We start from the raw sequence: 21114 nt of genomic DNA, 5'->3' as shown, positions 1-21114 counted from the left end.
TGCTGGAGTCCCCCCAATGAATGAGTCTGTGCGCTTCGAAGATAAAGTTGTGATCATCACGGGTGCAGGCGGCGGTCTGGGCCGGGCCCACGCGTTGCTGTTCGCCAAACAGGGCGCCAAAGTGCTGGTCAACGACCTCGGCGGCTCGGCTCAGGGCGAAGGCGCAAACGCTTCGGCGGCTGACCGGGTGGTGGCCGAAATTCGTGAGGCCGGTGGTATCGCCCAGGCCAACCATGACTCCGTCACCGACGGCGAAAAAATCGTTCAGAACGCCTTGGACACCTTCGGCCGTGTCGATGTAGTGGTCAACAACGCCGGGATCCTGCGGGACAAAACCTTCCACAAAATGGAAGACGGCGACTGGGACCTGGTTTACCGCGTCCACGTCGAAGGCGCCTACAAAGTCACCCGCGCCGCCTGGCCGCACCTGCGCGAGCAAAACTACGGCCGCATCATCTTCACCGCTTCGACCTCGGGCATTTACGGCAACTTCGGTCAGTCCAACTACGGCATGGCCAAACTCGGCCTCTACGGCCTGACCCGCACCCTGGCCATCGAAGGCCGCAAGAACAACATCCTGGTCAACGCCATCGCCCCCACCGGCGGCACCCGCATGACCGAAGGCCTGATCCCGCCGCAAGTCTTTGAACAGCTCAAGCCGGAACTGGTCAGCCCGCTGGTGGTGTACCTCGCCAGCGAGAACTGCCAGGAAACCTCCGGGCTGTTTGAAGTCGGTGGCGGCTGGATGGGCAAGGTGCGCTGGGAACGAAGCCTGGGTGCGGGGTTTGATCCGCGGATTGGGTTCTCGCCGGAAGATGTGGCGGCGCATTGGCAGCAGATCTGCGATTTTGAAGACGCGGCGCACCCGCAGGACAACCTTGAAGCGTTGAAGGAAATGATGGCGAATTTGCAGAAGTATTCGCTTTGATGGAAACCAGCAAGGTCACCGTTCTTGACCTTGCTGGTTCTTGATAGTCGGCCCCGACATCTGGTTTGCAGCGGTGATCAGGGAAAATACTTGTGAACCAATGCCGCCAGATTCGCGGCCGTTTGCGCATCCATGATCCCGTCGTACGTTTCCGGGCGAAAGTGCAGCTGAAAGGCCCGAACCAGTTGTGTGAAACCTTGTTCAGTTGACGCACGGGACACGTCGTACCCGTAAGTCTTGAACAGTGTGAGCAACTTGGCTCGGGCTGGAATGCCGGTCTCGTTGTATTGCTGCAGATAGGTGTCTCGGGTGGCATCGTCGAACCAGGCACCGACGCCTTTCAAGTAAAGGGCATGCCAAGGGAATTTCGGCCCGGGGTCACTCTTGCGGCCGACCGCAATATCCGAGTGCCCCAGAACATGGGGCGGGCTGATAGCCGGGTAACGTTCAAGGATGTTCAGCGCCAGCTCTTCAATGGCGGCAATTTGTTCTGGCTGATACGGCGGAAAGTTGAAAACCCCTTGGCTAAACGTTGCAAGGTTGACGATTTCAACGCCGATTGACGTGTCGTTCAGATTGCTTCGATTGCCCCAGGTACTGACGCCCGCATGCCACGCCCGCTTGGTTTCGTCGACGAGATTGAAAACTTCCTGCCTGGTATAACCTGCTTTCAAGTAGCTCGGGTCGGTGATGTCGGGAACCAGATAGTGGGCGCTGACATTCGGGCCGGTCAGTGCGTTGACCGAACTGGAGAAGTTGCCGGCTGTGTAGTGGAGAATCAGAAAGCGTACTCGGGTGTTGAAGCTTTTGGTGGCGCGGTATTTATTGTAGTCAATGGGATTCATGGAGATATTGCTCGCCGTGGATTAGGTTGAAGTCAGCGTGATTGCAAAATGAATGGCTGACTTGTCATTAACCTTAATCGCTGGCGCGCTTCGTGCGATTACAGATCTATGTAGTCGCTTTCCGAGAAGTGTGTAGGTGGTAGGAAGTTTCGCGAGTTTGCATAAGAACTGGCGGTATAAGAAGCAAGCACGAATGCTTGCTTCTTTGTTTGGATTACTGTTCTTCAGGTTTGAAGCCTGGTTTGCCGTTGGCTGCTCTCCAGGTTTTAATGGCGTTTAACGCGCCCGTAGGGCTGTCTTCAACACCCTCTGCTGGGTAATATAAAATATCAGTGCCGTTTGGGTGTTCTGAAGTATCTACGATGTTGTCAACAACTGCATCGTGCTCTTTCTCTGATGAGTAATCGCCTTCAAATAACCTGTTTATGAGACTTGGGAATTCGGTTTCTGTGTATTCTTCGAATTTATTTTTTAATTTCATTTTTACATTTCTCCCTTTTTTGAATGGGCTTCGATGTGCTGCTTTGGTGTTAGTACACGAAGATTATCTATGTCGTAGACCGAGCAGCCTTCATTGATTGGCTTAACGTGGTGAATTTCAAATTTTTTACGTGCACCAACTTGATCCGAAAACAGAGCAGCCGGTGATAGCCCATTTCTAATATCAAGCTTGTTGACTTCGGTAAACTGATCAATCAGAAATTGGTCATTCGCCACGGCCTTCCAAAATACTCTGCGAAACGCTTTAAAACTCGAAAACTCCCGTCCTCGAAATTTATCCGCAATCTGCATCGGAATCGGCGCTCCTTCTCCCGTCGAGGCAGCACCCAACCAGTGTCCGGAAACTGCTTGTCCGGCGCCACTGGCAACACCGGGATCCTGCCGCCGATCCCTGAACATCGTGAATGTCGGAGGGATCCCGGAGTCGATCGGAAAAACGGTGATGAAGCCACCAAATCCGTAGCGATCCAGCTCTGGAAACGGATTGATTCGCCCTGTGTCAGGGGTGACGGTAGCGCCTTCATAGATCGGCAGGTCAGTGTCGATCAGCGGAAATTCCGTCGAAGGATCCTGCGGTTCTACCAATGGCGTCCAGGTGATGACGGGACCGTTAGAGACGGTGCTGCCGGATACGTAAACATTCTTGCTCGCGTCAAAGTGAGCAAACCTCACCGGCACACTCGCGGGTACTGTCACTCCGTCAGTAGTAACAACAACGATCTCTACCCTGTTGCCTACCGTCCTCGAGCCGAGTCTCACTGGCAGGTCGGTTTCCCCTCCGACGGCTGCCAGTTCATACAGGTCGGTCGTTGAATTAGGAGCGAGTTCGCTTCTGAAGCTGAGCCTGAGCCCGAAACTGCGCCTCGGTCTGAGCTTCCACCTTCATGCGGGCTTCTTCAGCAGCAACCCGTTGTGCTTCTTGTTCCGCTTCTCGTTGTCTTTGTTCTTGCGCATGCGCAGCGGCAAGAAGGTGCTGCACATGTATGTGTTGATTATTTAAAAGCTGAATTTGCTCTGTCAGTCGCTTTGCAGAGTAAGCAGCTTTATAGGAGGCAACCCATTTTGAATAAGCGGGCCCATAGGGCGTGACAGTTCTATCCAGAGCTTGAGCTCTGGCTAGATAATCACCAATCGTTGTGTTGAGTGGGCTGTGTCCATAGAAAGCATTGGCCAACACCGTATGGGTGTGCAGTTCAGCGGTCTTTTGTTGGATTAATACGTTTCTGACATTTAGTTCGTGCTGATAGGCCTGCGCCGACGTAGAAACTGATGATGGATGTTGTGCTCTCACATTAGCGAGGTCAACCTCAGTTGATCTTGGCAAGTCCTGAGATTTCGCACCATATTCATTTTTTACAAAAGCCTCCGTGGCCTTGATGTTGTCTCGGGTTTCGCGCCTTAGCCCTTCGCTGTGTGTAAGGCCAGAGCCCATTCCTCCTGGTCGTGTCGGCGGAACGCGAAATCCACCGCCTTTTGAGTCTTTTCCTGGTTTTGGTTGTTTTCCAACATAAGTGGTTGGCAAAAATTCAATTTTGCCGTGTTCTCCGACAACATTAGTTGCTGGTAACTGATACGGGGGACCTTGTTTTTCTGGCATTGTGAATCTTCCATGACGTCATTAATCGGTGGTGCTGAATAAGGTTACGCCAGGAGGTTTGAGGCTGGGTCCGAGAAAGTTGTAGGTTGTTTCTATTTGGAGTGTGCGCAGTTTTGCACTGTTTTTTGTGAAATAGAAAGAGGGGTCCTTAATTTGTGTAAGAACATTCTCTAGTTGTTGAGCAGTACTCGCGCTAACGAGGGCTGTTCAGCAATTAAACGAAACGCGCCCATAAAAAAGGCCGCTGCAAACGCAGCGGCCAAAGTAAGACGATTGATCAAGGAGCAATAAATCAACGTCAGTGAACACGGGGCGATGAGTCGAACATCTTCAATTCATCTGAAATCTTTCGCCAATGACGTGGGTGGGTCACTCGCCATTGCTTCGTGCTTTCCGGCCAGTTGCCGTGAAAGCCCGGCAAGAATAAGACCTTGAGTCCTAAGGAAAAATAGCGATTCATGACATGAACTGTTGCAGCATGAGCAACAGTGCTGACAGACCCCGCCTACACGCCATGCGTTGCGTTGATAACCCCCCATCCAGCCCATCCATAACCTGCGCAAATCCCCGTCCCATGCGGGTATTCATCCTTTGGAGGTACATCGTGAATACCTCCTTGGTGCGCTTATCGCTCCCCACGTGCGGCAGTAGGGTGGGGCCTTCTGTCACTCACCGGGGAAGACGCATGACAAAAACAACAATGCGCGCCATCTTCACGCCGCAAGCGCTGGCCGCTGCGGTTGCCTTGGGTTGCTGCGCCCAGGCGCAGGCTGTTTCATTCAACATTGGGGAAATCGAGGGGAGCTTTGACTCTTCGCTGTCCGTCGGCGCGAGCTGGGGCATGCGCGATGCCGACAAATCCTTGGTGGGCGTGGTTAATGGCGGGACCGGCCAGTCTTCGACCGGGGATGACGGGCGGCTGAACTTCAAGAAGGGCGAAACCTTCTCCAAGATCTTCAAGGGTGTTCATGACCTTGAGTTGAAGTACGGCGACACCGGGGTGTTCGTGCGTGGCAAGTACTGGTACGACTTTGAACTCAAGGACGAGAATCGCGAGTTTAAACCGATCAGTGACAGCGGTCGTAAAGAAGGCGCCAAGTCCTCCGGGGCGCAGTTGCTCGACGCTTTTGTCTATCACAACTACTCCATCGCCGATCTGCCGGGCACTGTGCGCGCCGGCAAGCAGGTGGTCAGTTGGGGTGAAAGTACCTTCATCGGCAACTCGATCAACAGCATCAACCCGATCGATGTTTCAGCGTTCCGCCGTCCTGGCGCCGAAATCAAGGAAGGCCTGATTCCGGTGAACATGTTGTTCGCTTCTCAGAGCCTGACCGACCAACTGTCGGTGGAAGGTTTCTATCAACTGGAATGGGACCAGACTGTCGTCGACAACTGCGGCACCTTCTTCGGCAACGACGTGGTGGCGGATGGTTGCAACAACAACTACACCGTCGGCAGTCCGGCGATTGCACCGTTGCAACCGATCGCTGCAGCGTTTGGACAAGGCTTCGAGGTCAGTCAGGAAGGTGTGATCGTCCCGCGTGGCGGTGACCGCGATGCCCGCGACTCCGGGCAGTGGGGGACGGCGCTGCGCTGGCTCGGCGACGACACCGAGTACGGCCTGTACTTCATGAACTATCACAGCCGTACGCCGACGGTCGGGACCACCACTGCCGGCCTGACAACGTTGGCACGGATCCCGGCCATCGTCAGTGCCGCCAACAGAATCGCCCCCGGCACCGGGGCGGCACTGGCTCAGAGCGTCATGCTCGGTCGCGGCCAGTATTACCTTGAGTACCCGCAAGACATTCGTCTCTACGGCGCGAGCTTTTCCACCACCTTGCCTACCGGCACGGCGTGGACCGGCGAGATCAGCTATCGACCCAACGCTGCGGTGCAAGTCAACACCAACGACCTGACCCTGGCCATGCTCAACCCGATTGCAGGCGGCGCGGCATCGCCTATCGCGACCACGCCCGGTGCCGACAACAAAGGCTACCGCCGCAAGGAAGTGACGCAGGTCCAGAGCACCCTGACGCAATTCTTCGACCAAGTGCTGGGCGCCCAGCGGCTGACCCTGGTTGGCGAGGCGGCGGTGGTGCACGTCGGTGGCCTGGAGTCGCGTACCAAACTGCGTTACGGCCGTGACTCGGTGTATGGCCAATACGGTTTTGGCGGCGATACCGATGGCTTTGTTACCTCAACCTCCTGGGGCTACCGCGCCCGGGCGATCCTCGATTACGCCAACGTGATCGGCGGGATCAACCTCAAGCCCAACCTGTCCTGGTCCCACGACGTCGCCGGTTACGGCCCCAACGGGCTGTTCAACGAAGGCGCCAAAGCGGTCAGCGTCGGCGTCGATGCCGACTACCGCAACACCTATACCGCGAGCCTCAGTTACACCGATTTCTTCGGCGGTGACTACAACACCCTGCAAGACCGCGACTTCCTGGCGTTGAGCTTCGGCATGAACTTCTGATCTGGCTGAGAAGGATGATTTTAATGTGCAAGATGATTCTGCAATGCGGCGCCCTGGCCTTGAGTCTGCTGGCTGCCAACGTGATGGCGGCGGTCTCGCCTGAAGAAGCCAACAAGCTTGGCACCAGCCTCACGCCGCTGGGCGCCGAGAAGGCCGGCAACGCCGATGGCTCGATCCCGGCCTGGACTGGCGGCATCCCGAAAAATGCCGGCGCGGTGGACAGCAAGGGTTTCCTGGCTGACCCGTTCGCCAGCGAAAAACCACTGTTTATCATCACCGCCGCGACGGTCGACAAGTACAAAGACAAATTGTCGGAAGGCCAGGTGGCGATGTTCAAGCGCTACCCCGAGACCTACAAGATCCCGGTTTATCCGACCCACCGTACCGTGGCCGTACCAGCGGACATCAATGAGTCGGCCAAGCGCAGCGCTCTGAACGTGACGCCGATCAACGACGGTAACGGTCTGGCCAATTTCACCGGCAACCGCTATTACGCCTTTCCGATTCCGAAGAACGGTGTCGAGGTGATCTGGAACCATATCACCCGCTATCACGGCGGGAACCTGCGTCGCACCATCACCCAGGCAACGCCTCAGTCCAATGGTGATTTCACCGTTATCCGATTCAAGGACGAGGTTGCGGTACCTTCGTTGCTCGGTGATTTTAAACCGGGCAGCGATGAAAACGTCCTCAGCTACTTCAAGCAGCAAGTCACCGCGCCTGCGCGCCTGGCGGGTAACGTGTTGCTGGTTCACGAGACCCTTGATCAGGTCAAGGAACCGCGCAAGGCCTGGATTTACAGCGCGGGCCAGCGCCGTGTGCGCCGTGCGCCTCAAGTGGCCTATGACGGCGTGGGGTCCTCGTCCGACGGGTTGCGCACCACTGACAACTTCGACATGTTTTCCGGCGCACCGGATCGCTACGACTGGAAGCTGGTCGGCAAGAAAGAAATGTACATCCCTTACAACAGCTACAAGCTCGACTCGCCCAGCCTCAAGTACACCGATGTGATCAAGGCCGGGCATATCAATCAGGATCTGACCCGCTATGAGTTGCACCGGGTCTGGGAGATCGTGGCCACGGTCAAGCCGAACGAGCGGCACGTGTATGCCAAGCGTCACATGTACATCGACGAAGACAGCTGGCAGGTGGCGCTGGCCGATCACTACGACGGTCGCGGTCAGCTCTGGCGTGTGGCCGAAGGTCACGCTCAGTTCTACTACGACTACCAGGTGCCGGCCTATACGGTCGAGGCGCTATATGACTTGATCGCCGGTCGTTACATTGCACTGGGGATGAAGAACGAGGAGAAACGCAGCTTCGAATTCAACATTGACGCAAAAGCGGGAGACTACACGCCGGCAGCCCTGCGGAGTACGGGGGTAAGGTAATCGTCCTACAGGCTCCTGCACACAAAGGTGACCCTCCGGTCACCTTTTTTATAGGCACAAATCAGTACGCTGAATACTTCTTCAACAAGCTGCAAAGAGAGGGCTAGGGTGGCGCCACAATTATAAAAAGGCGCACCACTATGACCGCCATGACGCTGTGTCGGGACCGTCCTGGATACCTGCCCCGTCTGTCTCCCCACCACCTGTCTCGCGACCGGTTGACTGAGCCGTTACTGGCATCGACGGCGCGGGTGAAATTACTCTGCGCGCCCGCTGGCAGTGGCAAGAGCGCGCTGCTCGCCGAATGCCTGTTGCGGGCGCCCGCGCAGTGTCAGGTCTGTTGGTTGCCGTTGCTGGGAGAGCCGATCAATGTTGTCGATTTTCGGCGGCGGTTGGCTCAGGAATTGGGGCTGACCTCGTCGGATGAGCCCACGTTGCTGGAGTATCTGACGCGATCACAGATGCCAGCCTGGCTGTTTTTCGATGACTATTGCCGCGTCCCGAACCCCGAGTTGGACCTGCTGCTGGATCGCATGCTAACGGTCAGCAGCCCGATGGTGACCTGGTGGTTGGGCACCCGTCGTCGCCCACAATGCAACTGGCCGCGCTTGCTGCTTGATGATGAGTTGTATGAGTGCGAGCACTCCACGCTGGCGTTTAATCAAAGTGAGATCGCCCAGCTGTTGCGGCATGTGGCACCGGTCGAGGCCAATGCAGTCGCCGGCAAGATCATCCAGCGCAGTGGCGGCTGGTGCGCCGGCGTACGGATTGCACTGCTGCAAAAATGTGACGGGTCTCACACCACCACGCCACAGGGCCGAACGAACACCTTACTCGATTACCTGAAGCACGAGTTGTTCACCACGCTGACGCCGGAGCTGACGGAAGCCTGGCAGGTACTCGCCCATTTACCGCGATTCAATGCAAGGCTGTGCGATCACCTGTTTGGCGCGGGTGAAGGTGCGCAATGTTTGAGGACGTTGCAAGAACTGGGTTGTTTTATCGAGCCTTGGCAGGACTTGACCGACTGGCTGCAGATTTTCCCACCGCTCACCCAGTTGATGTGCGATGAGCAATGGCCGGCGAGACGTTCCTGGCATCGTCGTGCCTGCCAGTGGTTCGCGGGCGAACTCGATTGGAAAGCCGCCTTCGAACAAGCACTGCTGGCTGAAGAGTTTGAGGTCGCCGTCAGCCTGTTGCAGCATTTCAGTTTCGAGCACCTGTTCGAGGAACAGACGGTCGTGCTGTTGTTGCGTTTGCATGAGCAACAGGGCGAGGAGCTGACGTTGGGCAGCCCGCAATTGGTTGGATTGATTACAGCTGCGCTGTTATTCGCCGGACGTTTCGAACAGGCGACTGCCTGTATCGCTCATTTGGCGCATTTCACGCCTCAACCCTCGGCGGTGCTTCAGCGTCAACTGATTGCACGTTGGCAGGCCCTACAGGGTTGGTTGCTGCATTTACAGGGACGAATGGAGGCTTCGCGCGCGCACTTTCTTGACGCAATGAGCGCGCTCGATCCCGAATGTTGGACGGCGCGGCTGATGTGTTTGTCCGGTTTGACGCAACAGGCCTTGCTGCGGGGTGAACTTGATGTGGCGCAGGCGATAAACCGCGATGCGTTGTGCCTGGCGCGAGCCCAAGGCTCATTGGTGTTCGAAGGGCTGCTGGAGCTCGATCACGCGCAATTACTGGAGCAACGTGGCGCTCTCGGTCGCGCAGAAACACTACTTGCCAACATGGCTGATCTGCTCGGTGAACAATCAACCCGTTCCAAACCATTGCTGGGCCGAATTGCCCTGCGTCGCGCGCGTCTGGCTTTGTACCAAGGGCAGGACGAACGTGCATCGGAACTGTTCCAGACAGGGTTGGACGTTTGTTTGCGCAACCACGACAAGCGCGTGCTCTACGGCTTTCTCGGTCAGGCGCAGCTGGCAGCCAATCAGCGTGACTATGCCCTGGCCTTTGTCCGGCTGCGCGACGCGGAGCGGCTGATGCAGCAGCGACAGATTCCGGACACCGTTTACAGGGGCGTCCTGTTGCAAGTCAGCAGTCATTTCTGGTTGCAGCAAGGGCGGCCGGAACTGGCTCATGAAGCGTTGACTCGTGTGTTGCGCCACTATCGTGGGCCGCACGCGCGACAGGCACCGCCGGCGACGCTGGACTTGATACCACGTATCGAATACCTGCTGGTTTTGGCGGAGGTTCATCTTCAACGAGCGCAAGAGCCACTGGCCCGGCTCAAGCGGTTTGCTGATTCTGCAGAAGCGCAGGGCGCTCATCGTCTGGAGGCCGAGTTGCACCTGGCGATGGCGGAGGTGGCTTTTGTTCAGGGCCAAGTGGCTTTGGCCAAAGAGGCTTTTGAGCAAGGTCTGGAACACATTCGTCGTTGTAACTTGTCGTTCTTGTTGTGTCAGCTTCGTCTACGTCAGCCGAATTTTTTAATCGAATTGGGTATGACTGCTTGCATTACACGTCAAGTAGATGCCGCGGGCGGCGATAACCCGCTTAGTCTGCGAGAGACACAGGTGTTGACATTAATTGCGTCTGGCAATTCGAATCAGCAGATCGCCGAACAGCTTTTTATTTCATTGCATACGGTAAAAACTCACGTACGGCGAATTTACCAAAAGTTAGACGTGGAACGCAGAACTCATGCGGTTGCCAAAGCCCGGTTGTTGGGTTTATGGGCGTAGAGCGCTGAGGAGAAGTGGATGTTGATAATGTAACTTTAAAGTACTACATACGTTGAAAGTAAATCTGGCTTTATTTATGGGTGGTGTCTGATTTAGCGTGATTGCAAGTGGGTGAAGTTTAACGCTTTGCTCCTGTAATTAAATAATTCAGAGAAATTGGTTATGGATGATCAAAAGATTTTAAGTTCGCAGTTTGAATTGGCTGAAGTCAGTGAGGCGATGAAGCAGCTGTCTAGTCAGCTGGCGAATGCGCCTTCGTTCAAAGGATTGCTTCAGGAATGTGCGTTGAAGGAACTTCAGCGACTGGATCCGGAAGTGTATGTCAGTCGGGTGTTTATCAATTGGCACGGCAGTACTTCGGCGTCTGTCAGTGAGCCAACAGGTTTGTTAAATGACGTACTGATGGAGTGTCTGTTACGTGGGCGTGCACCTGTTTATAACGCTGCTGAGTATGGAGTATACGACTGGCGTGACTCGACGGCGGACGAGGACCGCCACCCGGCTCTGGATATCGTAACGGTTGGCAAACTGATCACAGAACTACTTCTGAATTTGCCCGAAAAGTACGCTGCAGTTATTGACCAGCACTGGTCTGCCTCTCAGGGTTCCGACGCCACAGGGCGACCATTGTCTACGCGTAAAAGCATAGTGCGAACCCTCTATGTCAGGCTTTTCTGGCGTGAGTTGGCCGTCATGGCCGCGGAAGGTGGTTTGACACCGGACGACGAAAAGAAAGTCAATGAGTTGGCCAGCCCTCTGCTTCCCAGCGCGTTTTATGGTGTCTCGGTTCAGTTGCACAAAGGAGGCTTTGCGGCATTGGCTTCGACCTTCGTCATGCGCCTGGATGGTCAGTCGTTGGGGGCGATTATCCCGGCGACTGACAGTGCAGTGATTCTTTATACACCGAGTCGAGGTGTGGAGAAGTTCGCTACTTCGCGGGCACTGCATGAGGTACTCAAGAAGCGTCTGAGTGAGCCGGACCAGCGGGCAGAGCTCCTGAAAGGTCTTTCGTCCGATGACGCAGATCAGGTCAGCGATAGTCCTGATATTCGTTATTCGAGAATTGATGAAGATGTATTTTCGGCTTGCATCAATGCCGCGCTGAAGAAACAAAAGGCCAATATCATTGGTCAACTACGGGGCATGAACGGTTCGCGTTCGGATAACGAAAAAACGGTGCAGAAAATTGGCTCAATGCTGCACCTGGAAGAGATGAGCGAGGAGGCGAAAGGTCGTGCCGCCGTTTTCATTAAGTTGGTGTCAAGCAATGCCCGGCCAAGATGGTTGAAGGAGAGCTATGAAACTAACCAAGAAATTTATGCTTCCCTTGAACAGAGATTGCTTGAAAGCGAGGTGGGATTTCATGAGGCGACTAAAGTTGCTTCTACGTTTAAAAACTATGTCCACGGAGTGGTAGAGGATTTCATTTCGCCAAGTACAGATGAGCGTATTGATCCCGACACTATCTTTGTGAGCGTTCGGCATACTGTTAAATTAGCGGGCGGAAAAAAAGTAGAGCACAGTGAGCGAAAAACGCTGACTCAGGCTTTTATGTACGGTGCTCATGATCAAGAGGGGCAGTACGTGGTGGTTGTAGAGGAGTTCTATAACAATCCAAGGTTAAGTCCTTCTAATATAGCGCAGGCGATTCAGTCGTTAAATCTTCGTGTGGCGTATAACATGGCGAGGCAACGGGTTTATTCACAGGATCACGTCGTCGAATCAATGCGAGAGCGCTTGGGGCGAAAGACTGCCTTGACAATGTTTGGCGCGATCTTGCAAAACCACGTTACCTCGGTCGCTCAGGACATAGTGCAGCGTTACAACTTCGGTGATCCGACGATAGAGATAACCGGGATTGCGTTGGGGGCTAGAGTCAAGCCGATGAAAGATTTAATGGTGTATCGGAGGAAAAGTGCCGATGTTAATAGAAGTCCCCATGTCCTTTATGCGCCGGGTTTTCCGACGGGGCAGGAGTGGTTTCAGTTTCCTGATCTGAAAAGCTTACAGCAGCAAATGGGTCATTGGGCTTTTGACAAAGAAGGGCAGACCTATTTGAGGGGGCAGGGGTATTCAAGTGAAAGAGAAACGTTGGAGGAAATGTATCACCTAGAAGAGCCAAGCTTGATGTTGCAAGAGTGGTGGTGGTCCTCGATCCTACTGACACCGTGGGTCGAAGTTGGTCTATTAAAATGGAGTGTCCAGAATATAATCAGCTGGGAGGCGGACGAGGCGGAAGTCGCTACGCCGCGGTGGTACAGGAACTCGAATGTGGCAGATCAGCTTCTGTTGAATCGCTTAAATGCAGACTTCAAGGCGATTTATCAGATGTCCAAAGACAAGCTTGATATCGAGCCATTCCGTAAATTCGCTCGAAGCCTGGTGATGAAGACGCTGAACGAGTACCTGAGTCGCTCCGGACCTCATCCGGAAATTGATCCTGATGAGGTGTGGGTGAAGTTTCACGCTGATTCGAAAATCAGTTTGACCAACTTGTTCATTCAGTGGCAGTTGTGGCGCAGTGATATCTCGATCTTTGAAAAATTTTTCTTCGGCGCCAATCCTGTTGGCGGAATAATTCTTGATCTCAAGGAACAGTTGAGAGATGCGTTGTTCTGGACTTTTTCCGATCAGCCCATTGCGGCGCTGAATGCAAAAGTAATTAATGCCGTCATTGATCTGATGCCAGGTGAAAAATACATTGAGTACCTTAAGGCCAAACTTCTGCATGCTCCGGATGTTGATTTGAAGGTGAGCCTTTATCGCAAGCTCAAACAAAATGAAATGCTCAGGTCGGCACTCACGCAGAAAATGAAAGGTGAGATGTCGCAGGAGCAGTTCAATTGGTTGAAGGGGTTGATTGACGGTTTTGATCGAGACATCCCTCGTGAGAGTTACATTATCGCAGGTGGCAAGCCGGGTATTGGGGCTTACGGATTTACGCTTGAAGGTCGCAAACTGGAAGGCGCCTATGTCTTCGGTCGCAGGGTTAACGATCGTGAAGAATTAATTATCTATATACCTGATACGCCCGACGGCAAAGACTTCTTTTCTGTCGAAGCGTTAGCTGCTCGATTGAAGAGTTTCCGTTTTGGCCAGCATGTTTTGACATTGGCGCGTCTGGAACATAGAAAAGTCATAGAAAACACACTAAACCGTTACAGTCGTTGGAACGATCCGATCTCGTCCACGCCTGTGTTGGAGAATAGCTATCCGGTGTTGACGTTCAAGCAGGAATACGGGTCCATGATTGGACGCTTTATAGCCGATGTGGATTATCAGACGACAAGCCCGGCCGAAGCGATATGGCAGGAAGCAAAACTTCTGATTGATTTGGCACTTGATGTGGTGTCGTTGTTAATCCCGCCAGTTGGCATTGTGGTGAGCGTGCTGCGAATCACTCACTCAGTCGTTCTGGGAATAGTTGCTTCCAGCGAGGGGGATGACAAGGCGGCCAATGCCTATTTTGCCACTGCGTGGAGAGGGGCTATTACTCTGTATATCGGTAAAATCGCTTCGGTAGGAGCCGCTGTTAATGCTGTTGGCCTACTGTCCAGAATCAAGGATATAACCGACCTCGTCTCGACAGTAACCGGGGTCCCGGTAGGCATTAGCTATATAACGGCAGTCGCCGTTCCACAACACGAGGTGCAGAGCACGACTCGATTGATAGGTTAATGCAGTGATCAATACGCCTGGAAACATCCTGGCGTCGAACTAAAGCTGCATTTCAACGATGGATGGGAGATGTCTCATACCCCATCCGCCAACTCACACCCCGCGTCGCAGCCAACAATCGCTGCGCCGCCGGGCCGCTTTCATCAGCGTGAAACAATGACGCCGGGCCGACAATAGTCATCACCGCCGCAACATGCCCGACAGCATTGAACACCGGCGCCGACAACGCATCGACCCCCGGCATCAGCAAACCATGCACATGATGCAGACCGCGTTCGCGGATCTGTTCGCACAACGCCTGATAGGCCTGATCATCCACCAGCGCATGGGTCGAGCCGCTCTGCAGTTCCTGCTCTCGCAATTCGACGGTTTCACGCTTCGGCAGAAAGGCACCGAACACCAGCCCTGTGGACGAGCTGAGCAACGGCAACACCGAGCCCAATTGCGTTACCACCGTCACCGCACGTACGGCCGGTTCGATATGCACTACGGTCGCGCCCTGATTGCCCCACACCGCCAAAAAGCAGGTTTCGTTCAGTTCATCGCGCAATTCGGCCAAGGGCAGGGCACCCACTTTCAGCACGTCCATACTGTTCAGAGCGGCGAGTCCGACGCGCAACGCTTCGCGCCCCAGACCGTAATGGTTGGTGGCAGCATTTTGTTCAGCAAAACCGCTGGCAATCAGCGCCTGCAAATAGCGGTGAACCTTGCTCGCTGGCATTTGCACGTGTTCGGCCAGACGCGACAACGAGGTGGAGGGCGACAACTCGGCCAAGGCCTTGAGGATGTCGGTGCCGACTTCGGCCGAGCGGACTTTCTGTTTATCGTTGCTGCGCGGCGTTTCCATGGAGGCGGTCTGATCCCGGGACGAATGGGCGTCTTTATAGCTTGACGGTCAATACCAATCAAATTACGTTATGCGTAATCGAATTACGATAAATATAACCCAGGCGTGCCGAGAGCTCTTCAATGGAGTGACAGGCTATTGCCTACTCCCTGTTCAGGAGGCTCCATGAACCTCGATTCAACGGCGCCCGCGCTGGCTTATCAGTCCGGCTTCGGCAATGAATTCAGCAGCGAAGCGTTGCCCGGTGCCCTGCCTATCGGCCAGAACTCCCCGCAAAAAGCCCCGTACGGTCTCTACACCGAATTGTTCTCTGGCACCGCGTTCACCATGGCCCGCAGTGAAGCGCGGCGCACCTGGATGTACCGCATTCAGCCGTCAGCCAATCACCCCGCGTTCGTCAAACTGGATCGGCAACTGGCCGGCGGCCCGTTGGGTGAAGTGACCCCCAATCGTCTGCGCTGGAATCCGTTGGATATCCCGAGCGAGCCGACCGATTTCATCGACGGTCTGGTGAGCATGGTCGCCACCTCGGCTGCGGAAAAACCGGCCGGGATCAGCATCTACAGTTACCGCGCCAACCGCTCCATGGAGCGCGTGTTCTTCAACGCCGACGGCGAACTGCTGTTGGTGCCTGAGCTGGGACGCTTGCGTATTGCAACCGAATTAGGCGTGCTTGAACTGGAGCCACTGGAAATCGCCGTGCTGCCACGCGGTCTTAAATTCCGCATCGAACTGCTCGACCCGTACGCTCGCGGCTACATCGCTGAAAACCACGGTGCACCGCTGCGTCTGCCGGACTTGGGGCCTATCGGCAGCAACGGCCTGGCCAATGCGCGGGACTTCCTGACCCCGGTCGCCCATTACGAAAACCTCAGCCAACCCACCACGCTGGTACAGAAATTCCTCGGCCAGTTGTGGGGCTGCGAACTCGATCATTCGCCGCTAAACGTGGTCGCCTGGCACGGTAATAATGTGCCGTACAAATATGACCTGCGTCGTTTCAACACCATCGGCACGGTCAGTTTCGATCACCCGGACCCATCAATCTTTACCGTCCTGACGTCGCCGACCAGTGTCCACGGTCTGGCCAATCTCGACTTCGTGATCTTCCCGCCACGCTGGATGGTCGCCGAGAAAACCTTCCGTCCACCGTGGTTCCACCGCAACCTGATGAACGAATTCATGGGGCTGATCAAGGGCGAGTACGACGCCAAGGCCGAAGGCTTCGTGCCCGGCGGCGCGTCCTTGCACAGTTGCATGAGCGCCCACGGCCCGGATGGCGAAACCTGCACCAAGGCGATCAACGCCGAACTCGCGCCAGCGAAAATCGACAACACCATGGCCTTCATGTTCGAGACCAGTCAGGTGCTGCGCCCGAGCCGATACGCCCTGGATTGCCCGCAACTGCAAAACAACTACGATGCCTGCTGGGCCAAACTGCCCGCCACTTTCGACCCGACCCGGAGATAACCCATGACTCAGACTTCCATCACTCGTAGCTGGGTTTCCTCCGCCAATGGCCATGCTGATTTCCCATTGCAGAACCTGCCGCTGGGCGTGTTTAGCGTGAAGGGTTCGGCACCGCGCAGTGGCGTGGCCCTTGGCGAACATATCTTTGATCTGGAAGCTGCACTGGACGCCGGCCTGTTCGACGGCGCCGCAAAAACTGCAGTCGAAGCCACCCGTGGCGGCCAGTTGAATGCGTTCTTCGAACTGGGGCGTGACGCTCGCGTTGCCCTGCGCGAACGCCTGTTGGAACTGTTCAAAGAAGGCAGCACCCTGCACGGCAAGATCGAAGCCCAAGGCGCAAAACTGCTGCCACTGGCGGCGAACTGCGAGATGCACCTGCCGGCGAAAATCAACGATTACACCGACTTCTACGTCGGCATTGAGCACGCGCAAAATGTCGGCAAACTGTTCCGTCCCGACAACCCTTTGCTGCCGAACTACAAGTACGTGCCGATCGGTTATCACGGTCGCGCTTCGACCATTCGCCCGTCCGGCACCGAGGTTCGCCGTCCGAAAGGCCAAACACTGCCGGCCGGCCAGACCGAGCCGACGTTTGGTCCGTGCGCACGTCTGGACTATGAGCTGGAGCTGGGCATCTGGATCGGTCAGGGCAACGAGATGGGCGACTCGATCGCCATCGGTGACGCTGCCGATCACATCGCCGGATTCTGCCTGCTCAACGACTGGTCGGCGCGCGACATTCAGGCTTGGGAATACCAACCGCTGGGGCCGTTCCTGTCGAAAAGCTTTATCACCAGCATCTCGCCTTGGGTGGTGACTGGCGAAGCACTGGAGCCATTCCGTCGCGCTCAGCCGGCACGTCCGCAAGGCGACCCACAGCCGCTGCCGTACCTGTTCGATAAACGCGATCAGGCCGCTGGCGCCTTCGACATCGAACTGGAAGTGCTGCTGCTCACCGAAGGCCTGCGCGAGCAAAAACTGCCGGCCCATCGCTTGACCCTCAGCAATACCCGACACATGTACTGGACCGTGGCGCAAATGGTCGCGCACCACAGCGTCAACGGCTGCCAGTTGCAGGCCGGTGACCTGTTCGGTTCGGGCACCTTGTCGGGGCCGGAAAACGGTCAGTTCGGTAGCCTGCTGGAAATCACCGAGGGCGGCAAAAAGCCGATCGAACTCGCGTCTGGCGAGGTGCGTAAATTCCTTGAGGACGGCGACGAAATCATCCTGCGGGCTCGCTGCACCCGCGAGGGTTTTGCCTCCATCGGTTTCGGTGAATGCCGCGGCAAAGTGCTGCCAGCGCGCTAAGAGGATCGGGTCATGGAACTCTATACCTACTACCGTTCGACTTCGTCCTTTCGGGTGCGTATCGCGTTGGCGCTCAAGGGGCTGGATTACCAGGCGCTTGCGATCAACTTGATCGCGCCGCCAGGTGGCGAACATCGACAGGCGCCGTATCTGAGCATTAATCCGCAAGGCCGAGTGCCGGCCTTGCGCACTGACGAAGGTGAGCTGTTGATCCAGTCGCCGGCGATCATCGAATACCTGGAAGAACGTTATCCACAGGTGCCGCTGCTCTCCAAAGGCCTCGCTGCTCGCGCCCATGAGCGCGGTGTGGCGGCGGTGATTGGTTGCGACGTGCATCCGTTGCACAACGTCAGCGTGCTCAACAAGTTGCGGCAGTTGGGGCACGATGAACCGCAAGTGGTGGCGTGGATCGGGCACTGGATCAGCCAAGGATTGGCGACGGTGGAGCAGCTGATCGGCGATGAGGGTTTTTGCTTTGGTCCGACACCTGGGCTGGCGGATGTTTACCTGATCCCGCAGCTGTACGCGGCCGAGCGCTTCAGTATTTCACTTGAGGCGTATCCACGGATTAGTCGGGTGGCGGCGTTGGCGGCGACGCATCCGGCGTTCATCAAGGCGCATCCGTCGAATCAGCCAGACACCCCTTGAATCAGAAACACGATTTTTTGCGTTTAATGGACGATGGCGTTCGGCGGCAGGTGCCCCAGCCGTTCAGTCAGGCGAATCCGCTGAATCGGGTCGTCACTAAGCAGCAGGGCATGCTCCAGGTCAAAGCGCTCGGCGTTGGGGCAGTCCAGCCGTTGATAGAGACTGGCCCGGGCCAGGTAGTCGGAGGCGCTGGCGTTGCCCAGTTCCAGCACTCGTTCGGCGTCGATCAGAGCGCCGATGCAGTCATCGTTAGAAAGGTGTAACTGACGCAGGTTGCGTGACAGCCGCTGCAGCATTTGCACGGGTTCGGCCGTGAGCAAGTGCTCGGCGCCAAGCTTCATGTTCGGGCCGTATTGGCGTTGCAGCAGTTCCCGGCAATCGTTGGGGTACAACCGACGTCCGCCGCAGGGGTCGAGCAGGTGATCGGCGCCCGGTACCCGCAGCAGGAAATGCCCAGGGAAGTTGACTCCAGCCAGGGGGATTTCCAGACCTTTGGCCAGTTCCAGAGCAATCAACCCCAGACTCAGCGGCTGCCCACGTCTGCGTTCCAGCACTTTATTGATCAGCGCGACGTGCGGACGCAATGGCGTGGAGTCGTCCTGAGCAAAACCCAGGTCATTCATACGCCGTAACAATGGCTGGGCCAACTCGCTCACCGGCAACATCGGCAAGCCGTAACTGACCCGTTGTTGCAGGTCTTTGAAATCGTTCAGCACCGCCTCGGGATTGACCTCAGTGTCGTGTTCGGCGGCAATCCACAGCGCCGCCTCGAACAGCGCGGGCGGTGAACGTTGCAGGCAGTCGAAGAAACGTTGGCGGGGGGTCATCACAATCTCCGGGTAATGCCTCGTTTTAGCCCCGTCTCCGGCATTCGTCCAGTGCCGAACATAGGCGGCTGCAGGTTATGTCCGAAAGTCTGTATGACGGCGTCGCTTATTCCGGTGCGCTTCTGCAATTTTCGCGTGCAAGCCTATACTGGCGACTACAAGAAGTGATTCGGGAGCCCTACGATGTTCGCTCTCATGCAAAGCACTCGCCTTGAATCGCTGCATCTGAGCGTCGACCCGGTCACCGGGTTGAAGGCGGTCATTGCCATTCATAACAGCCGTCTGGGGCCTGCCCTGGGCGGGTGTCGTTACCTTGCCTATCCGAGCGACGAGTCCGCCGTCGAGGATGCAGTGCGCCTTGCCCAAGGCATGAGTTACAAGGCGGCGCTGGCCGGTCTGGCTCAGGGCGGCGGCGTGGCGGTGATTGTTCGCCCGGTCCATGTGGAAAACCGCGGCGCGCTATTCGAAGCCTTCGGGCGTTGCATCAATCAGCTCGATGGCCGCTACGTCACCGCCATCGACAGCGGCACCTCGGTGGCGGACATGGATTGCATCGCCCAACAGACCCAGCACGTCACCAGCACCACCTCGGCGGGCGACCCGGCACCGCACGCGGCGATGGGCGTGTTCACCGGTATTCGTGCCACCGCCATGGCCCGGCTGGGCAGCGATAACCTCGAAGGCCTGCGAGTGGCGATTCAAGGGCTCGGCAACGTTGGTTATGCCCTCGCCGAACAACTGCACGCCGCCGGTGCCGAGCTGCTGGTCAGTGACATCGATCACGGCAAAGTGCAATTGGCGATGGAGCAACTCGGCGCTCACCCGATCGCCAACGACGCGCTGCTCAGCACCCCTTGCGACATTCTTGCGCCCTGCGGTCTCGGTGGCGTGCTCAACAGCCACAGCGTGGCGCAATTGCGCTGCGCGGCGGTGGCCGGTTCGGCAAACAACCAACTGACCCATCTGGAAGTCGCCGATCAACTGGAGCGGCGGGGCATTCTGTATGCACCGGATTACGTGATCAATTCAGGCGGGCTGATCTACGTTTCGCTCAAACACCGCGGCGAAGAGCTCACGACCATCACCGCACACCTGTCGAAAATCAGCTCCCGGCTGACCGAAGTCTTCGCCCATGCCCAAGCGGAAAAACGCTCGCCGGCCCGAGTGGCTGACGCGTTGGCGGAGAAAGTGCTGTATCGATGAGGTTGAATCGACGAAGGATTCGCGACGAACCGGTGGCGGTCGATAGCGCAGTGGTGGTGCATCCGGTCCTGCCGCTGTCCCTGACCTTCGATCATCGCGTGGTGACGGGGGGTGAGGCGGCGCGTTTCTTCAAGGCGCTGGTCGAGGCGCTGGAACAACCGGAAGCTTAGGTTTTTCGCAGGCATGAAAAAGGCCCTGAGCCATTCGACTCAGGGCCTATTCAATTCGGGCGTTGCTTACTTGGCTGCCTTGAGGGCTTTGGCTGGCTTGGTCGGCTCAGCGACTTCAACAGGTTCAGGCGCCTCAACAGGGGCGGCCTTTTCAACGACTTCAGCAGGCGCGTTCAGCAGTTCCGACAGAGCATCCGGCTGGCTCTTGAACGCCTTGGCGAACACATCGCGGTTCTTCGCCATGTAGATCCCGGCTTCTTCCACTTGCTGTTCGGTCAGGGACGGAACGGCTTTTTGCAACACTTCAGCCAGCAATTCGGCCAGTTCGAGCATTTTGTCATGACGGTCAGCTTCGGCTTTATCCATGAACAAGCGCTCCAGATCTCGGCTGCTGCGGTATACCACTTCGACGGCCATTTACCACCTCACATGCCTTCACATTAAGTTGTCTTATTCGACTACTGTATTTATATACAGCGAAAAGGATAAGCGAATCCCTGCGCTTTGGGTAGTGGCTTTTTAATGT

15 protein-coding genes and 2 pseudogenes are annotated in these 21114 nt (G+C 56.2%); 10 read left to right on the top strand and 7 right to left on the bottom strand.

From position 1 onward, the window contains the following. The first annotated feature begins 16 nt into the window (after positions 1-16). Positions 17-928: an SDR family oxidoreductase gene (locus ACXPVS_RS01645; RefSeq protein ID WP_458508360.1), complete on the top strand. Its 912-nt coding sequence runs from the start codon at positions 17-19 to the stop codon at positions 926-928. 77 nt (positions 929-1005) lie between these two features. Here the strand turns inward: ACXPVS_RS01645 and ACXPVS_RS01640 are convergent, their stop codons facing one another. From ACXPVS_RS01640 to ACXPVS_RS01625, 4 genes are all read right to left on the bottom strand, one after another. Continuing rightward, a complete protein-coding gene (locus ACXPVS_RS01640; protein ID WP_458508359.1) occupies positions 1006-1773 on the bottom strand; it encodes an N-acetylmuramoyl-L-alanine amidase in 768 nt (255 codons plus the stop codon). A gap of 214 nt (positions 1774-1987) precedes the next feature. After that, positions 1988-2254: a bacteriocin immunity protein gene (locus tag ACXPVS_RS01635; RefSeq protein ID WP_458508358.1), complete on the bottom strand. Its 267-nt coding sequence runs from the start codon at positions 2252-2254 to the stop codon at positions 1988-1990. A 2-nt stretch (positions 2255-2256) separates the two neighbouring features. Beyond that, positions 2257-3033 (bottom strand): S-type pyocin domain-containing protein, encoded by a 777-nt coding sequence (locus ACXPVS_RS01630; protein WP_458508357.1) that lies wholly within the window; start codon positions 3031-3033, stop codon positions 2257-2259. Positions 3034-3088: 55 nt separating this feature from the next. After that, on the bottom strand, positions 3089-3871 hold the full coding sequence (locus ACXPVS_RS01625) for a hypothetical protein (RefSeq protein WP_458508356.1): 783 nt from the start codon (positions 3869-3871) through the stop codon (positions 3089-3091). A 685-nt stretch (positions 3872-4556) separates the two neighbouring features. On the opposite strand from ACXPVS_RS01625, the gene ACXPVS_RS01620 reads away from it, so the two are divergent. The 4 genes from ACXPVS_RS01620 (at position 4557) to ACXPVS_RS01605 (ending at position 14115) form a co-directional block, all read left to right on the top strand. Continuing rightward, complete coding sequence (locus ACXPVS_RS01620) at positions 4557-6350, top strand: DUF1302 domain-containing protein (protein ID WP_458508355.1); 1794 nt, start codon at positions 4557-4559, stop codon at positions 6348-6350. Between the two features lie 23 nt (positions 6351-6373). Next, positions 6374-7741, top strand: a complete 1368-nt coding sequence (locus ACXPVS_RS01615; protein ID WP_458508354.1) for a DUF1329 domain-containing protein — start codon at positions 6374-6376, stop codon at positions 7739-7741. Between the two features lie 140 nt (positions 7742-7881). After that, a complete protein-coding gene (locus tag ACXPVS_RS01610; protein ID WP_458508353.1) occupies positions 7882-10437 on the top strand; it encodes a LuxR C-terminal-related transcriptional regulator in 2556 nt (851 codons plus the stop codon). A 162-nt stretch (positions 10438-10599) separates the two neighbouring features. After that, the gene (locus tag ACXPVS_RS01605; protein ID WP_458508352.1) at positions 10600-14115 is read left to right on the top strand and encodes a dermonecrotic toxin domain-containing protein; all 3516 of its coding nucleotides are present in this window, start codon (positions 10600-10602) and stop codon (positions 14113-14115) included. Between the two features lie 52 nt (positions 14116-14167). Here the strand turns inward: ACXPVS_RS01605 and ACXPVS_RS01600 are convergent, their stop codons facing one another. Further along, a complete protein-coding gene (locus tag ACXPVS_RS01600; protein WP_458508351.1) occupies positions 14168-14962 on the bottom strand; it encodes an IclR family transcriptional regulator in 795 nt (264 codons plus the stop codon). A gap of 165 nt (positions 14963-15127) precedes the next feature. Between ACXPVS_RS01600 and hmgA the strand changes: the two genes are divergently transcribed. Genes hmgA through maiA form a run of 3 tightly spaced genes read left to right on the top strand, consistent with a single transcriptional unit; the run spans position 15128 to position 18388 of the window. Next, positions 15128-16432 carry a homogentisate 1,2-dioxygenase gene (hmgA, locus tag ACXPVS_RS01595; protein ID WP_458508350.1) on the top strand — a complete coding sequence of 435 codons (1305 nt, stop codon included), beginning with the start codon at positions 15128-15130 and terminating at the stop codon, positions 16430-16432. Between the two features lie 3 nt (positions 16433-16435). Beyond that, positions 16436-17740, top strand: coding sequence for a fumarylacetoacetase (gene fahA, locus ACXPVS_RS01590; RefSeq protein ID WP_458508349.1), 1305 nt, complete (start codon positions 16436-16438; stop codon positions 17738-17740). 12 nt (positions 17741-17752) lie between these two features. Beyond that, a complete protein-coding gene (gene maiA / locus ACXPVS_RS01585) occupies positions 17753-18388 on the top strand; it encodes a maleylacetoacetate isomerase (protein WP_458508348.1) in 636 nt (211 codons plus the stop codon). A gap of 23 nt (positions 18389-18411) precedes the next feature. On the opposite strand, the gene ACXPVS_RS01580 is transcribed toward maiA, so the two are convergent. Then, entirely contained in the window at positions 18412-19215 is an 804-nt protein-coding gene (locus ACXPVS_RS01580; RefSeq protein WP_458508347.1) for a SirB1 family protein, read from the bottom strand. 183 nt (positions 19216-19398) lie between these two features. Here ACXPVS_RS01580 and ACXPVS_RS01575 point away from each other — a divergent pair, with 183 nt between their 5' ends. Both ACXPVS_RS01575 and ACXPVS_RS01570 read left to right on the top strand, forming a co-directional pair. Further along, a complete protein-coding gene (locus ACXPVS_RS01575; protein WP_458508346.1) occupies positions 19399-20418 on the top strand; it encodes a Glu/Leu/Phe/Val dehydrogenase dimerization domain-containing protein in 1020 nt (339 codons plus the stop codon). 17 nt (positions 20419-20435) lie between these two features. Continuing rightward, positions 20436-20588 (top strand): annotated as a pseudogene (locus tag ACXPVS_RS01570) (2-oxo acid dehydrogenase subunit E2); the annotation flags it as partial. Positions 20589-20750: 162 nt separating this feature from the next. On the opposite strand, the pseudogene ACXPVS_RS01565 reads toward ACXPVS_RS01570, so the two are convergent. After that, positions 20751-21005: pseudogene (locus tag ACXPVS_RS01565) on the bottom strand (YebG family protein); the annotation flags it as partial. Between the last annotated feature and the right edge of the window lie 109 nt (positions 21006-21114).

It is taken from the genome of Pseudomonas sp. Ma2-10, from assembly GCF_054330215.1.
The sequence above is the reverse complement of the archived record's forward strand: the minus strand, read 5'-3'. Positions and strand labels throughout refer to the sequence as shown.

What these genes read in the sequence shown, in the direction of transcription:
- ACXPVS_RS01645 (WP_458508360.1), top strand. Translation starts at nt 17, where the DNA reads ATGAATGAGTCTGTGCGCTTCGAAGATAAAGTTGTGATCATCACGGGT.
- ACXPVS_RS01640 (WP_458508359.1), bottom strand. Translation starts at nt 1,773, where the DNA reads ATGAATCCCATTGACTACAATAAATACCGCGCCACCAAAAGCTTCAAC.
- ACXPVS_RS01635 (WP_458508358.1), bottom strand. Translation starts at nt 2,254, where the DNA reads ATGAAATTAAAAAATAAATTCGAAGAATACACAGAAACCGAATTCCCA.
- ACXPVS_RS01625 (WP_458508356.1), bottom strand. Translation starts at nt 3,871, where the DNA reads ATGCCAGAAAAACAAGGTCCCCCGTATCAGTTACCAGCAACTAATGTT.
- ACXPVS_RS01620 (WP_458508355.1), top strand. Translation starts at nt 4,557, where the DNA reads ATGACAAAAACAACAATGCGCGCCATCTTCACGCCGCAAGCGCTGGCC.
- ACXPVS_RS01615 (WP_458508354.1), top strand. Translation starts at nt 6,374, where the DNA reads ATGTGCAAGATGATTCTGCAATGCGGCGCCCTGGCCTTGAGTCTGCTG.
- ACXPVS_RS01610 (WP_458508353.1), top strand. Translation starts at nt 7,882, where the DNA reads ATGACCGCCATGACGCTGTGTCGGGACCGTCCTGGATACCTGCCCCGT.
- ACXPVS_RS01605 (WP_458508352.1), top strand. Translation starts at nt 10,600, where the DNA reads ATGGATGATCAAAAGATTTTAAGTTCGCAGTTTGAATTGGCTGAAGTC.
- ACXPVS_RS01600 (WP_458508351.1), bottom strand. Translation starts at nt 14,962, where the DNA reads ATGGAAACGCCGCGCAGCAACGATAAACAGAAAGTCCGCTCGGCCGAA.
- hmgA (WP_458508350.1), top strand. Translation starts at nt 15,128, where the DNA reads ATGAACCTCGATTCAACGGCGCCCGCGCTGGCTTATCAGTCCGGCTTC.
- fahA (WP_458508349.1), top strand. Translation starts at nt 16,436, where the DNA reads ATGACTCAGACTTCCATCACTCGTAGCTGGGTTTCCTCCGCCAATGGC.
- maiA (WP_458508348.1), top strand. Translation starts at nt 17,753, where the DNA reads ATGGAACTCTATACCTACTACCGTTCGACTTCGTCCTTTCGGGTGCGT.
- ACXPVS_RS01580 (WP_458508347.1), bottom strand. Translation starts at nt 19,215, where the DNA reads ATGACCCCCCGCCAACGTTTCTTCGACTGCCTGCAACGTTCACCGCCC.
- ACXPVS_RS01575 (WP_458508346.1), top strand. Translation starts at nt 19,399, where the DNA reads ATGTTCGCTCTCATGCAAAGCACTCGCCTTGAATCGCTGCATCTGAGC.